This is a genomic window from Paenibacillus chartarius (assembly GCF_042432825.1).
GTDB lineage: Bacteria > Bacillota > Bacilli > Paenibacillales > NBRC-103111 > Gordoniibacillus > Gordoniibacillus chartarius.
On record NZ_JBHLWN010000004.1, the window covers coordinates 19,152 to 34,033 of the forward strand.

Annotated in this window: 13 protein-coding genes; 12 read left to right on the plus strand and 1 reads right to left on the minus strand. The window is 56.8% G+C overall.

The genetic code is table 11. The features are described 5' to 3' along the window. Positions 1 to 9: 9 nt before the first annotated feature. From ACFFK0_RS00575 to ACFFK0_RS00600, 6 genes are all read left to right on the plus strand, one after another. On the plus strand, positions 10 to 1,971 hold the full coding sequence (locus tag ACFFK0_RS00575) for a DHH family phosphoesterase (RefSeq protein ID WP_377467564.1): 1,962 nt from the start codon (positions 10 to 12) through the stop codon (positions 1,969 to 1,971). Further along, the gene (rplI, locus tag ACFFK0_RS00580; protein WP_377467566.1) at positions 1,968 to 2,417 is read left to right on the plus strand and encodes a 50S ribosomal protein L9; all 450 of its coding nucleotides are present in this window, start codon (positions 1,968 to 1,970) and stop codon (positions 2,415 to 2,417) included. Before ACFFK0_RS00575 ends, rplI begins: the two co-directional genes overlap by 4 nt. A 110-nt stretch (positions 2,418 to 2,527) precedes the next feature. Further along, on the plus strand, positions 2,528 to 3,895 hold the full coding sequence (gene dnaB, locus ACFFK0_RS00585) for a replicative DNA helicase (protein ID WP_377467568.1): 1,368 nt from the start codon (positions 2,528 to 2,530) through the stop codon (positions 3,893 to 3,895). 256 nt (positions 3,896 to 4,151) lie between these two features. Next, entirely contained in the window at positions 4,152 to 4,532 is a 381-nt protein-coding gene (locus ACFFK0_RS00590; protein WP_377467570.1) for a hypothetical protein, read from the plus strand. 182 nt (positions 4,533 to 4,714) lie between these two features. Further along, complete coding sequence (locus ACFFK0_RS00595) at positions 4,715 to 6,001, plus strand: adenylosuccinate synthase (RefSeq protein ID WP_377467572.1); 1,287 nt, start codon at positions 4,715 to 4,717, stop codon at positions 5,999 to 6,001. A gap of 285 nt (positions 6,002 to 6,286) precedes the next feature. Beyond that, a complete protein-coding gene (locus ACFFK0_RS00600) occupies positions 6,287 to 6,961 on the plus strand; it encodes a hypothetical protein (RefSeq protein ID WP_377467574.1) in 675 nt (224 codons plus the stop codon). Here ACFFK0_RS00600 and ACFFK0_RS00605 read toward each other — a convergent pair. Beyond that, the gene (locus ACFFK0_RS00605) at positions 6,958 to 7,242 is read right to left on the minus strand and encodes a hypothetical protein (protein WP_377467576.1); all 285 of its coding nucleotides are present in this window, start codon (positions 7,240 to 7,242) and stop codon (positions 6,958 to 6,960) included. The two genes, ACFFK0_RS00600 and ACFFK0_RS00605, sit on opposite strands and share 4 nt — an antisense overlap. Before the next feature lie 207 nt (positions 7,243 to 7,449). Between ACFFK0_RS00605 and ACFFK0_RS00610 the strand changes: the two genes are divergently transcribed. From ACFFK0_RS00610 to ACFFK0_RS00635, 6 genes are all read left to right on the plus strand, one after another. Beyond that, positions 7,450 to 9,000 carry a peptidoglycan DD-metalloendopeptidase family protein gene (locus tag ACFFK0_RS00610; protein ID WP_377467578.1) on the plus strand — a complete coding sequence of 517 codons (1,551 nt, stop codon included), beginning with the start codon at positions 7,450 to 7,452 and terminating at the stop codon, positions 8,998 to 9,000. 273 nt (positions 9,001 to 9,273) lie between these two features. Next, on the plus strand, positions 9,274 to 10,014 hold the full coding sequence (gene yycF, locus ACFFK0_RS00615; RefSeq protein WP_377467580.1) for a response regulator YycF: 741 nt from the start codon (positions 9,274 to 9,276) through the stop codon (positions 10,012 to 10,014). Continuing rightward, positions 10,014 to 11,858: a cell wall metabolism sensor histidine kinase WalK gene (gene walK, locus ACFFK0_RS00620; protein WP_377467582.1), complete on the plus strand. Its 1,845-nt coding sequence runs from the start codon at positions 10,014 to 10,016 to the stop codon at positions 11,856 to 11,858. Before yycF ends, walK begins: the two co-directional genes overlap by 1 nt. Further along, positions 11,855 to 13,147: a YycH family regulatory protein gene (locus ACFFK0_RS00625; protein ID WP_377467584.1), complete on the plus strand. Its 1,293-nt coding sequence runs from the start codon at positions 11,855 to 11,857 to the stop codon at positions 13,145 to 13,147. Before walK ends, ACFFK0_RS00625 begins: the two co-directional genes overlap by 4 nt. An 18-nt stretch (positions 13,148 to 13,165) precedes the next feature. Next, positions 13,166 to 13,921, plus strand: a complete 756-nt coding sequence (gene yycI, locus ACFFK0_RS00630; protein WP_377467586.1) for a two-component system regulatory protein YycI — start codon at positions 13,166 to 13,168, stop codon at positions 13,919 to 13,921. 54 nt (positions 13,922 to 13,975) lie between these two features. Beyond that, the gene (locus tag ACFFK0_RS00635) at positions 13,976 to 14,782 is read left to right on the plus strand and encodes an MBL fold metallo-hydrolase (protein WP_377467588.1); all 807 of its coding nucleotides are present in this window, start codon (positions 13,976 to 13,978) and stop codon (positions 14,780 to 14,782) included. The last annotated feature ends 100 nt before the right edge of the window (positions 14,783 to 14,882 follow it).

A 14,882-nucleotide genomic window follows, 5' to 3' on the forward strand; every position in this document is an offset into this window, starting at 1 on the left:
CAAGCGGAGATGCCCAAATTTCTCTTGAAACGTTGGCATGGACTCCATATGGTGTGGACGTTCGTGCTGCTTGTTGCGCTGTCGTTCGGCCTGCTGGCCTATCAGTGGCTGCTCGGCAGCATCGGTCTGGTGTTGAGCGGGCTGCTGGCGTACTACACCATAAGGGCAGAGAAGGCATTCAGAAACGATCTTAGCGACTATATCGGCACGATTACGCACCGGGTGAAGAAGGCCGGCACCGAGGTCATGAACGAGCTGCCGCTCGGCATGCTGATCTATAACGAGGATCGGGTCATTGAATGGCATAATCCGTTCGTCGGCAAAATGGTCGGCCGCGACTCGATCATCGGCGAGACGATCGACGACATGTTTCCCGAGCTGAAGATGAAGAAGGAGCGGGAGGAGCGGCTCGACGTTTCGGTCGGCAAGCAGGTGTACCAGGTGTGGGTGCGTCCGGAAGAGCGCCTGTTATATTTTCGCGACAATACGGCTTATCATACGCTGCAGAAAAAATATGAAGAAGAGAAGCTGGCGCTCGGCATTGTGCTGATGGACAACCTCGAGGAGGCGACGCAAGGGCTCGAGGACCAGGCGCGCAGCATTCTGCTGGCGAAGGTGACCGGGGAAATTACGGAATGGGCCGCGAAGAACGGTATCTATATTCGCCGCACGGCGTCGGACCGCTTCCTGATTCTGATGGATCAGGTCGGGCTGAAGCAGCTGGAGCAGAGCCGCTTCGAGGTGCTTGACGATGTGCGTGACCTGACGATCGAGAACAAGCTGCCGCTGACGCTCAGTATCGGAATCGCCAGCGGCTTCAATACGCTGACGGAGCTTGGGCAGATGGCGCAGACATCGCTGGATATGTCGCTCGGAAGGGGCGGCGATCAAGTGACGGTTAAGGTCGGCCAGCGGTTGTCGTTCTACGGAGGCAAGACGAATGCGGTGGAGAAGCGCACGCGCGTTCGGGCGCGGGTCATCTCGCATGCGCTGCGGGATCTCATGAGAGAAAGCGACAAGGTCATCATTATGGGGCATAAGTACCCGGACATGGATGCGATCGGTGCAGCGGTCGGTATTCTGAAGGCGGTGCAGATCGTCGGCAAGGAAGGCTACATCGTGCTGGAGGGGGTCAATCCGTCCATTTCCCGGCTCATGGAGCAAATCTCCGAGGACGAGAAGCTGAACCGCTGGTTCGTGACGCCGGAGCAAGCGCTGCAAATTACGAACAGCCGGTCGCTGGCGGTCGTCCTGGACACGCATAAAGCGTCGATGGTAGCGGAGCCGAAGCTGCTGCAGCTGACGCACCGCATTGTCGTTGTCGATCACCATCGCCGCAGCGAGGAGTTCATTCAAGAAGCGATGCTGGTGTATATGGAGCCTTACGCATCGTCGACCTGCGAGCTTGTGACCGAGCTGCTGCAGTACATTCACGAACGGGTGTCGCTGGAGGTGCTGGAAGCTACGGCGCTTCTGGCCGGCATTGTCGTCGATACGAAGAGCTTCTCGCTCCGTACCGGGGCGCGCACGTTCGAAGCGGCCTCGTATTTGCGGCGCAACGGGGCCGATTCCGCGCTGATTCAGCGGCTGCTCAAGGAAGATCTGGATCATTACATCCAGAAGGCCGAGCTGATTCGCTGCACGGAAATTATGTATGATCATCTAGCGCTTGCTTACGGCGAGACGGCTCGCAAATATTCTCAGTTGATGATCGCTCAGGTAGCTGATACACTGCTGAATATGACGGATATTATGGCCTCTTTCGTCATCGCGGAGAGGCCGGACGGAAGAATCGGCATCAGCGCAAGGTCGCTCGGCCAGATGAACGTGCAGCTCGTAATGGAGCGGCTCGGCGGCGGCGGACATTTGACGAACGCGGCAACGCAGCTAGACGGAACGATCGAGGAAGCGAAGCTGAAGCTGAAAGCGGTGCTGCAGCAAATGCAGACAGAGGAGGGTTTGTTCCTATGAAAGTGATTTTCTTGAAAGATGTGAAGGGACAAGGCAAGAAGGGTGAAATCAAGGAAGTGTCCGAGGGCTACGCAGCGAACTTCCTGTTTAAGCAAGGTCTGGCTCAGCCGGCTTCGGAAGGCGCGGTCAAGACGCTCGATAATCAGAAGAAAGCGGAAGAACGCCGCAAGGAGCAGGAAAAGCAGGATGCCAAGGAGCTCGGCGTGAAGCTGGCGGAGCTGACGGTGCAGCTGCGGGCGAAGGCCGGCGAGGGCGGACGCCTGTTCGGAGCGGTTACGAATAAGCAAGTCGCGGACGAGCTGGAGAAGCAGCACAAGATTAAGCTGGACAAGCGCAAGATTGTGATGGATGATCCGGTGCGTACGCTCGGCGTGACGAAGGTGCCGGTGAAGCTGCACCCGGAAGTGACGTCGTCGCTCAACGTACATGTCGTGGAAGAAAAGTAATACGGGTTAGTTGCGGACGAGCCGGACACGGGTACCTGCGACACGGCGGCTCGCTGCTGTATCGGGGAACACGGTTCCGGCTCGTTTGAGCCTTGAGGAGGGTATTCGACATGAACGCAGATGTATTGCTGGAAAATCGCATACCGCCGCAAAATATCGAAGCCGAGCAAGCTGTCCTCGGCGCGATTTTGCTTGACACCGAAGCGCTGGTTACGGCGATGGAACGGATCAACGCCGACGACTTCTACCGCGGCTCGCACTCGCGAATCTTCGAAGCGATCGTTGAGCTGGCCGAGAAGGGCGAGCCGGTCGACCTGGTGACGCTGACGGCGAAGCTGCAGGATAAGGGCGAGCTCGAGGATGTCGGCGGGGTCAGCTATTTGGCTGAGCTGGCCAAATCGGTCCCGACGGCGGCCAACATCGATTACTACGCGCAGATCGTCGAAGAGAAGTCGATGCTGCGCCGCTTGATCCGGACGGCGACGCAAATCGTAGCTAGCGGCTATACCGCGGGCGAGGACGTCGGCGGACTGCTTGGCGATGCCGAGAAGAAAATTCTCGAGATCTCGCAGAGCCGTTCGTCCAGCGGGTTCGTCTCGATTCGCGAAGTGCTGATGGAAGTATTCGAGAAGGTCGAGTTTTTGTTTACGAATAAGGGCGGCGCGTCGGGCATTCCGTCCGGTTTCACGGATCTTGATAAAATGACGTCAGGCTTCCAGCGTTCCGACCTGATCATTCTCGCCGCGCGTCCTTCCGTAGGGAAGACGGCGTTCGCGCTGAACGTTGCGCAGAACGTCGGAGTGCGGGCGAAGGAAACCGTAGCGATCTTCTCGCTCGAGATGGGCGCCGCGCAGCTGGTTAACCGTATGGTGTGCGCGGAGGCCAATGTCGATGCGGGACGTCTGCGTACCGGTTACTTGGAGGGCGACGACTGGGAGAAGCTGACGATGGCGATGGGCGCCTTGTCCGAGGCAAACATCTACATCGACGATACGCCGACGATTACGGTGCAGGACATCCGCGCCAAGTGCCGCCGGCTGCAGCAGGAGAAGGGGCTCGGCATGATTCTGATCGATTATCTGCAGCTGATTGCCGGTCGCGGCAAGGGCGACAACCGCCAGCAGGAAGTATCGGAAATTTCGCGTACGCTCAAGCAGATTGCCCGTGAGCTGAACGTGCCGGTCATCGCCCTGTCGCAGCTAAGCCGCGGTGTCGAGCAGCGCCAGGACAAGCGGCCGATGATGTCGGACTTGCGTGAATCGGGCTCGATCGAGCAGGACGCCGACATCGTCGCGTTCCTGTACCGTGACGATTATTACGACAAAGAGTCGGAGAAGAAGAACATCATCGAAATTATTATCGCCAAGCAGCGTAACGGCCCGGTAGGGACGGTCGAGCTCGCGTTCTTGAAGCATTTCAACAAATTCGTCAATCTCGATCGGACGCATCAGGAAGTGGCAGCGGCGGCGGGGCATTAACGGCAGCTCAGCTTGTACTGCATCGTGCAGCCGCATTGTGTACGCCGGTTTGGGTCCGGGTACGCAGAAAAGTATGGTGAAAGAGGGTTTCTTGCGGCAGCATCGCAGCTTGCTGCGGGGACCCTTTTTGCCGTATAGCCCGGAAATGCTGCGACGGAGAGGCGGATATCATGAACGGACAAACGTACAAGCTTTGGCACCGGGGTTCGAATATGCTGGCAGTATCTTGTTGTTCCAATCCTTTGGAGGTGCTGTTATGCGGATTCTCGCTCAATCCCCGATTATGGCCGATCACATTACCCCTTATTATGGAAAGGCTATTGCTGCTGTATTGCCAAGCGGCGATGTTGTGTGCGGTATTGTGGACCGTGTCCATGAAGGCCATTTGTTCATGCGTCCAATCGAGAATGTGCCGGAAGCTTACGTGCTCAGTTTGAAGAAATCTCTAGGTGCGAAGTATAAAAATAAAGCGCAAGTGAAGGCTTTGGCCGGTGCCGGCGCGGCAGCAGGGGCGGGCTTCGGCGGCTTTCCGCTCGGCTGGGGATTCGGCAACTTCGGCTGGGGCGCAGGCTTGTGGTGGGTGTTCCCGCTGTTCCTGTTGGCCGCTCTGGCTGCGTTACCGTTCTTCTGGTGGTAAATCGAAGCTCCCCAACCTGTTAGTCTCGACAAATTCCCGAACATTCATACCTGCCCTATCGTAATTGTTCGCTTTTGATTTGACTTTATACACAGATATTGCTACACTAGAAGCGGCGAAACCGGTAAAACCGGATTTCGCCAATTTTAGGGTGGGGACGCCCGAGTGGGGGTAGGTGCGCCGTGTCAACCGTAGTCGTAGTTGGGACTCAGTGGGGCGACGAAGGCAAAGGCAAGATCACCGATTTCTTGGCGGAGAACGCTGAGGTGATCGCACGATATCAAGGCGGTAACAATGCCGGCCATACAATCATGATTGAGCAGAAGAAGTATAAGCTGACGATGATTCCGTCGGGCATATTCTATAACGATAAAATTTGTGTCATTGGCAACGGCATGGTCCTTAATCCGGCCGCTTTGCTCGAAGAGATTCAATATATTCACGACAACGGCTTCACGACCGATAACCTGCGCATCAGCGACCGCGCTCATGTTATTATGCCGTATCACCTCGTGATTGACGGATTGGAAGAGGACCGTAAGGGCGCCGACAAGATCGGCACAACCCGCAAGGGCATCGGTCCTTGCTATATGGATAAGGCGGCGCGCAACGGGATCCGGATCGCCGACCTGTTGGACGCCGAGGTGTTCGAGCCGAAGCTGCGCAAGCTGGTTGCCGATAAGAACCAGCTCATTGAGCAGGTATATGGCGGCAAGGGACTCGACGTTGAGCCGATTCTGAGCGAATACTTGGGCTATGCCGAGCGTCTGCGTCCGTATGTGACCGATACGTCGGTCGTGCTGAATGATGCGATTGACGCAGGCCGCCGGGTGTTGTTCGAAGGCGCTCAGGGCGTCATGCTCGACCTTGACCAGGGCACGTATCCGTTCGTAACCTCGTCCAACCCTACGGCTGGCGGCGTATGTAACGGTGCAGGCGTCGGCCCTACGAAGATCAATCACATCATCGGCGTTGCCAAGGCTTACACGACGCGCGTCGGCGATGGTCCGTTCCCGACGGAGCTGCATAATGAGATCGGCGACCGGATCCGCGAAATCGGCCATGAGTACGGCACGGTAACGGGCCGGCCGCGCCGTGTCGGCTGGTTCGACAGCGTCGTTGTCCGCCATGCGCGGCGCGTCAGCGGGATTACCGGCTTATCCCTGAACTCGCTGGATGTATTGACAGGACTGGAAACCGTGAAAATCTGTACCTCGTATCGTTACCGCGGCGAAGTAATCGAGCATTATCCGGCCAGCCTCAAGACGCTGGCCGAGTGCGAAGCGATCTACGAAGAGCTGCCGGGCTGGAGCGAGGACTTGTCGGAAGTGCGTTCGCTGGATCAGCTTCCGGCGAATGCGCGCCGATATCTGGAGCGGGTATCGGAGCTGACCGGCATTCCGATAACGATCTTTTCCGTCGGCCGCAATCGCGAGCAGACGAACCTGCTGCAGCCGCTGTACGTGTAAGCAGCTTACGCCACAGCAGCGAAACCAATTAAAGTCTACAGACATATAGCCCCCGGAGAGCCGCAAGTGTGCGGTGCCGGGGGTTTTTCAGCATGCGGACCTATCGCGGCGGCATCCGAGTCCCGAATGGAGGACACGCTCCGGTTTGGACCGCAGCGGTGCGAAACTTGTCGCGGGATTGTCACCATTTTCCATAAGGGGGGCGTTAAAGACGAGCATTTCCGGCAATACTGGAAGGGGAAACCACCCTGCGGGAAATGAAGTCGAAGGAGTAGGAGCAATCGCATGAAAATGTTGCTATGGCTGGCGAGGAAGCTTGTCGGCGCGGCGGTGATTAGCGTCTTATCGTTGTTCAGCGCCTGGTTCGTCGTCAATCTGTACGTGGAAGAAATGATGAAAACTTATCAAATTCCGCAACTAGGCAAGAAGGTCCAATTTACCGACGTGCTCGCAAGATTGGGAGAACAGTCGAATATAGTGGGATTGGGGACGACTGCCTCGTCAGGCCCCCGGGAAGCCGCGCAAGAAGATCTGCCGGCGGCGGCACGGCCGGAGTCCGAAGGGGGGAAGGATGTATCCAGCGGCGGCGGATCGACAAGCGGAAAGCCGTCGGAAACGGAGGAATACGTGCCGGAGGATGCAGTTGCGGTATCCGGAAGACTGAGCCAGAGCGGCGACGCGGCCGGCAGCGGAAGTGCCAATAGCAGCGGGGTGCTGAGCAGCTTGGTGATGTCGACGGAGGAATTCGCCAAGAAGAAGGCGGCCATGTCGAGCGAAGACAAGATGAAGCTGTTTTCCTTGCTGGTCGGCAAGCTCCCGCCGGATCAATTGCAGTCCATTTCCACGATGATAGAGGACGGCATTACAAGCGAGGAGCTGAAGCAGCTCGACGAGACGATGCAGAAGCATTTAACGCAAGAAGAGTACAAGCAGATCCTTGACATGGTTACGAAATATTAATTCGGCTCTGTCACGATCGTACCGCCGCAAGCGGCGATCGTATCTTCCGCTTGGCGGTAGCGCGAGCGCTCGACCGAGACAAGAAGGGTATGCGGACGCTGCTGCGCCGTCGTGTTCATCGCAGACGCCAGCGGCTCCAGGGCGAATTCGACATCGTCCGGCAGGGTGCTGCCGGTGTTCCCTTCCAGCCTCAAGTCGATGACGCCGTCGCGCTTCAACCGGGCAGCCGCCTTCTGCAATGCTGTCATGCTCACAAACGTAGCCCGTACCGTCTGTTCCATAGATCCTCCTTTATCGGCACCGATCTTCACCAAATGCTCACAAACAAGCTCGCCGGTCGAGATGCTTGTAGGAATTTGTTGAAACTGCGAGAGTCGGTGTGGTAAATTTAATGGGGTAGCGTGTACGTTGGTTATTGTGCCTAAAACAGGTGTTTTTATGCTGTTGATCGTCCAGATCGACGGAAAACAACGATTAGGGAGACGAACATGACAGGTTTCAGGGGAATTCGCTGGTTACGCGAGCTCCTCGCCAGGCGCAAAGAGGATGTTGTGCAAACGGCGGCGGAGGAAGCGGACCAGACACAAGCGTTGATCGGCTCGAGCGAGAGCCCGAAACAAGCGAAGAGCCCGTTGGGACTGCTTCGTAATTACAAATGGCCTATTGTACAGACCGTTAGCATTCTTGGCTTAACCGCTGCAATGGTAATAGGCGGTAATCGTTACGTAGAAGCGCATATGGTTGAAGTCTATCACGTGCTGGTAGACGGAACTGACATAGGAATCGTAGATAACAAGAGCGTCGTAGAGCAATATGTACAGAAGAAGCGCGAAGACACCACAAATCAATACCCCAACGTACATATGGAGCTCGTGCTCGGCGGGATCACCTACCAAACCGAAAGAGCTTTCAATAAGCAAACCGACAACAATGCGGTATTGGCCGCAATCGACGAGAAAGCGAAGCTGCAGGCCTATGGCGTAGAGCTTCGGATCGACGGCCAGCTGTTCGGACTCGTGAAGGATGAGGCGACGGCGGCGGATATTTTGAATAAGATCAAGGAGCCGTTCCTGCCGAAGGGCAAAGAAGCCGGACAGGTTCAGGCGCTTGCCGCAGCTGCGCCGAAGCCGAAAGAAGGCGAGCTTGAGAGTGCAGACTTCGTTCAGCAGGTACAGTTAAAAGAAATTCCGATCCAGCCGGAAGAACTGATGAATCCGGACGATGTGCTGAAGAAGCTCCAGACCGGCGATACGCAGCCGACGACGTATATCGTGCAGAAGGGCGACTGCGTCTCTTGTATCGCGAAGAAATTCGGTATTTCGAAGCAGTTCATCTATGAGAAGAACCCGTGGATTAACGACGACCGCATTAAAGTGGGCGACAAGCTGGATTTGACCGTGCTCAAGAGGCCGTTGTCCGTGAAGACGGAAGAAACGGTCGTGGAGAACCAAGAGGTGGCCTATGACACCGAGTACGTGAAGGACGACTCGCTTCGCGCCGGAGTCATTCAGCCGATCTCTCCCGGTAAGAACGGCCTGAAGAAAGTTACGTTCCACATTACCAAGGTCGACGGTATGATGGTGTCCGAGGAGATCACGGGAGAAGAAATGATCGAGCCGCCGGTAACGGCGAAGGCCAAGAAGGGCACGAAGGTCGTGCTAGGCGAAGGAACAGGCAAGTTCGCATGGCCGGTGCTGAGCGCATCCATCTCGAGTACGTACGGAATGCGTTGGGGCCGCCTGCACAAAGGCATCGACATTACCGGCAACAAAACGATTCTCGCAGCCGACAACGGCAAAGTCGTAGAAACAGGATACAAAGACGATTACGGCAATTATATTATTATTAATCATCAGAACGGCTACGAGACGCTGTACGGCCACTTAAGCTCGATCACGACGTCGGAGGGCAAGATCGTCGAGAAGGGCGAGAAGATCGGCGTGATGGGATCGACCGGAGATTCGACCGGCGTGCATCTGCATTTTGAGATTCATAAGAACGGGTCACTTGAGAACCCGCTGAAATATTTGAATAGATAGCAAAGGACGACCGTCGGCGCTTTGGTGCGCCGACGGTTTTCTGTTGTACGGGGAATAGGCGAAACGTTGAGGAAATGGACAATTTCACGAAACCAGCTGGAGAAATTCCGCTTAGCATTCGGGGGATTCCGACGAAGCGGTGAAACGTTTTCCTTTGAACGATAGGGCTCCGATGCGGTACAATGAAAGTTAGCCATGATCCGTAAGACAGTACTGTCCGAAGGGGGCGGCAAGCAGCCGGTTCCCAGGACCGACGATCAGGAGGACTGACGCATGTACGGTAAAATTTTAGTGGTGGATGACGAACAGCCGATTGCCGATATATTAAAATTCAACCTGGAGAAAGAAGGCTATCAGGTCATTTGCGCTTACGACGGCGGGAGTGCCGTAGAGCTCGCCTTCGCCGAGTCGCCGGACCTGATCCTGCTCGATTGGATGCTGCCGGTGAAGGACGGGATGGACGTATGCCGGGAGGTACGGGCGAAGTCCAATATCCCGATCATTATGCTGACGGCCAAAGACTCCGAGATCGACAAGGTGCTGGGTCTCGAGATGGGGGCGGACGATTACGTCACGAAGCCGTTCGGGACGCGCGAGCTGCTGGCCCGGGTGAAGGCGCACCTGCGGCGGCAGACGAAAGCGGCGGCGGCGGACAAGCAGGGACAGGACAGCCAGCAGCAGCCGCAAGGCCTTCGTCTGGGCGCCCTGTTCATCGATACGGATATGTTCGTCGTATTGAAGGACGGCGAACAGCTGGACCTGACGCATCGGGAGTTCGAGCTGATTCACTACTTGGCCAAGAACGCCGGCAAAGTAATGACGCGCGAGCACTTGCTGCAGGCGGTATGGGGCTTCGAATATTTCGGCGATGTGCGGACGGTCGATGTGACGATCCGGCGCCTCAGGGAGAAGCTCGAGGATGACCCGAGCAAGCCGGAATACATCACGACACGCCGCGGTCTCGGCTACATGATGAGGAGTCCGGGCACCAAGTTCGCCGGCGGTGGCTGGTAATGAAGAAGATCCGCTTGTTTCAATCGATTCAGGCGAAGCTGGTTACGATCTACGTCCTGCTCATCCTCATCGCGATGCAGCTGATCGGCGTTTACTTCGTGAGGACGCTGGAAAGTTATTTTACGAACGAGTTTCTCGTATCGACGGATACGCAAGCGAGCCTGCTCGCCAATTTCGTCGCGGAAAGCCTGGCCCCGGCGCCTTCGACGGAGCCTAAGCCCGGCACACCGGATGAGAAGCCGAATGCCGATTTGAACGAGGTTATGAACCTGTTCGCGCTCAGCAGCTCCGAGGTGCAGATCATCGATGCCAGCGGCATTGTGCTCGCCTCCTCCCAGCCGAACGGGCAAGCGCTCGTCGGGCAGAAGACGACTCAGATCGAAGTCATCCATGCGCTGCAGGGAATTAAGGACAATCAACGGATGTTTACGGACATCGACAATATACGCAAAATGGTGCTTGCCAAGCCGATTGCTTACGGCTCCAAAGTCGTCGGTGCGGTATACGTCGTCGCGAAGATGCAGACCATCTACGACACGATGAGCCGCATTAACAATATCCTGATTTCCGGTACGCTGATCGCGCTCGGATTAACGGCGGTGCTCGGTGTCGTGCTTACCGGCACGATAACGAAGCCGATTCAGGAAATTACGAGGCAGGCGACGGCGATCGCGGAGGGCAATTTCTCCTGGAAGCTGCGCGTGCGCGGGCAAGACGAGATCGGCCAGCTCAGCCATACGTTCAACTTCATGATGAGCCGGCTGCGCGAGGCGCTCTCGCTGCATGAGGAAGAGAAGGAGAAGCTGGCCTCGATTCTCGCCAACATGAACGACGGCGTCATCGCCACGAACGAGAAGGGCCATATCATTCTCATGAATCCCCGGGCGGAGCAGATAATCGGCAGGAAGGAGCAGGAGACCGTAGGGAGCGGGCTGTTCGAGCTGCTTGGTATCTCCGAGGACGAGGCGGACCGTTACCAGGAGCGGGGCTCCGGCTCGACGCTGCTGGAGATCGATCAGGGCGACGAGGAGCCGCTCCACGTCCGCGTCACGTTTACATCGCCGCATCACCGGGAGGACGGCTTATCCGGCACGATCGCGGTGCTTCAGGACGTGACGGAGCAGGAGAAGCTGGAGCGTTCCCGGCGCGAATTCGTGGCGAACGTATCGCATGAGCTGCGCACGCCGCTGACGACGATCAAGAGCTATTTGGAGGCTCTTGACGATGGTGCTGTGGACGACCCGCAGCTGGCGCACCGGTTCATCAACGTAACGCGCAACGAAACCGAGCGGATGATCCGGCTCGTCACCGACCTGCTGCACTTGTCGCGCCTCGATTCCAAGCAGGCGATGCTCAGCAAGGAGGAGACGAACGTGCCGGAGATGCTGGAGGAGGTCGCCGACCGGTTCTCCTTCCAGCTGCAGCAGAAGGATATCGAAATCGATATCGCGATTGAGGACGGCGTCAGTCATGTCATGCTTGACCGGGATAAAATCGATCAAGTGCTCGACAACCTTGTTTCCAACGCGATCAAATATACGCCGGAGCATGGCTCGATCCGCATCGAAGCACGCCAATCGGCAAAATCGTCGGCTTTGGAAGTATCGGTTAAAGACACGGGGATCGGGATTCCGAAGAAGGATCTGGCGCGGATATTCGAACGATTTTACCGGGTGGATAAGGCAAGATCGCGCAACATGGGCGGCACGGGGCTAGGTTTGTCGATTGCCCGGGAAATAATCAAGGCGCACGGCGGGACGATCTACCTAGAGTCGGAGCTGAATCAAGGGACAAAGGTGACGTTTACGTTGCCGGTAAAGGATGAGGAGCGTGTGGCCGGATGATCGAGAAGGTAAAATCGTTCCTGCTGGTCGCCCTCGTCGTGACAAGCCTGCTGCAAACGTACCTGTTAACCTTTAGCAATCCGCAGTTCGAGCCGTTCACTCAAAATGAATACGTACAGGCGGAAAAGCCGCTCGGCACGAAGCTGGAGCTGGAGGAGCTGCTGTTCCCGGACCAGGTCGTGCTCCATTTTGGTGCTGCGCACCATAGCGTGCTGTATCCGGGCGATTTATTTTACCCGACGATTCTGGAGAAGGTGAAGCAGCGGTATTTCGAAGGCTTCCGCAAAATCAATCCGTTCGCCGCAGGAGTCGACTGGGACGATCCGAAGGGCAAGCAGCAGGGCCTGGAAATCCGGTTCGGCCACGGCGTGCCGTTCAGCGTACTGAAGGACGTGCTGCAGTTTAAGGGCGAGCTTCCAAGCGATACCGACGTCATTACCCGCATTTGGATCACGATTAGCGAAAGCAAGGAAAGCGTACGCACGTATTTTCTAACGGACAACTTGAACACCATGTATGAGGTTATGAAGGCGGATTTTACAGCTAAGGATTTAGACGAGTATTTGGCGCAGGTCGATTATCCGCAGTATCATCTTGTGCCTGGAAGCGATTTCTATTTGCCGAATCAGGATGTGTCGGTGAACGCATATACGTTCAGCTTCACGGAGTTGACCCCGGAGCAGCTGAAGATGAGTCTGTTCGTCGATCCGGGGGTAACGCGGAATTTGCGGGAGAAGGACGGGTCGGTCATTTATACGGATGCCAAACGGGGTCTGCAGCTGAGTCCGGACTTGCACTGGATGAGCTATACGGACCCGGTGGCCCCTGCGGATACGGCGACCAATGTGCGGGACGATCTGCTGTCGGCCATCCAATTCGTCAATCAGCACGGAGGCTGGAACGGGAAGTTCATGCTCGCGAATACGTCGAACCGTTCGCTGGACGGGGCGGGTGTGACGTTCTCGTTCCGGCAATATTTGGATCGGCATCCGATCGTCGGAACTCGCCCGGAAAGCATCGGCTCCATGCAGCTGACGACACAGAAGGGGACGGTCTCCAAGTACGAACGCTCCACGATGAGCCTGGATCAGTCTTTGGGTTCAAGGGTGGTGACACTGGACGGCGGGGAAAAGCTGGATAACCGCTGGAAGGCGTATCCGAAGCGTAGCAGCATCTTGTCCATGTACCCCGCCTACAGGCCGGTGGTCCAGGTCCAGGAGCAGCGAATTGAGCTGCGTCCGGTATGGGCGGTAGAGCTTCGCGACGGTACGATCGAGTATTTGCCATAGCGGTCAGGAGGAGCAACGATGGACTGGAGTCGGGCCAAAACGATACTGCTCGCCGCGTTTCTCATGCTGAACGTCGTACTGGGTTATCAGCTGTGGACGAGCCGCTCAAGCCAATTTCAGCTTGGGATCGATACGACGGGCATGGTTGAAGAGACGAAGCGGCTGCTGCAGCAGCGGGGCATCCAATTCCCCGAAGATATTCCGACGGAGACGCCGAAGCTGAAGGGCATTACCGTGAAGCTCGACGAGACGGTGCCGGGGACGAGAACGCCGCTTCAGAATCGATTCAAGTTCAATACGGCGCTCAACAAAAATCAATACCGCGACATTACGGCCCGCTCGGAAATCCGGCGGATGAACGAATATTTATACGACCCGTCGATGAGCGTTTCGGGGGTGTACACGCTCAATCAGCTGTATGCGTCGCAGTATCCGATGTTCGATGTGAAGCTGGAATTGTATGAGGAGAACGGCGTGATCGTCGCGTACCGGCAAAAGTATGCTGAGCTCGATACGGCGGCGGGCGGCGACCAGAAGGAACAGCGCGTGCTGCCGGCTTATGTGGTGCTTCGCTCGCTGGTGGATAACTACCCGCTGGACGGGACGACGATTACGAATATCCGGCTCGGCTACCACGGGCAGATGTTCGATGCGCAGCCGCGGTACATGGTGCCGACGTGGCGCATTACGCTGAAGGACGGCAAAGTGTTCTATGTACACGGATTTAACGGTGCGGTAGAGGGCGCTCAGGAGGAGCAGAATGATCGCCCGTGAAGAAGTAAGGACGGTGCGGTTTTGAGGCGGATTTTGGGAAGCGGGGGTTAGACAGTGGGGTTACGGTTTAGCGTATTGGCAAGCGGATCAACAGGGAACTCCCTGGTGGTGGATAACGGCGAGAGGAAGGTGCTCGTGGATGCGGGCCTTAGCATGAAGAAGATCGAGCAGCTGCTCAAGGAGCGGGATGTCGACGGCTCGGAGCTGGAGGCGCTGTTCGTGACGCATGAGCATTCCGACCATATCAAGGGACTCGGCGCGCTGGCGCGGAAATATGATTTGCCGGTGTATGCCAACGAAAAGACGTGGGAGGCGCTCGACAAGCACATCGGGAAAATCGCGGAGGAAAAACGGGTCGTGCTGGGTACGGGAGAAGCCGTCGAATTCGGCACGCTGCGAGTGGAGTCGTACGGGATTTCGCACGATGCGGCGGAGCCGGTCGGCTATTGCTTCTACGACGGGGACCATAAGCTCGGGCTGGCGACGGACCTCGGGTATATGAGCTCGAAGGTGAAGGAGCAGCTGCAGGACTGCGATGCGATTATTTTGGAGACGAATCACGACGTGGAGATGCTGCGTATGGGGCATTACCCGTGGAGCATCAAGCGCCGCATCCTGAGCGACCTCGGACACTTGTCCAACGAAGCGGCGGGCGAGGCGCTTACGGATCTTGTGAGCGACAAGCTGAAGCGCGTGTATATGGCGCACTTGAGCCAGGATCACAACTTGATGGATTTGGCCAGGCTCACCGTGAATAATGTAGTAGAGGACCGCGGCGTGGTGCTGAAAGATTGCAGGGTTGAGCTTCGCGATACGTATTTCGACCGCGCCACGGAGTGGGACGATCTCGATCAGGAATAAGGCTGCTCGGCGGGCGTCTCGACGGCGGCAGTGAGGCTGGCCGGGGAGATGGCTGCGATGTCTTCTTCTGCTGCCGTGGCAGGGTCATGGGTGTCCGGTT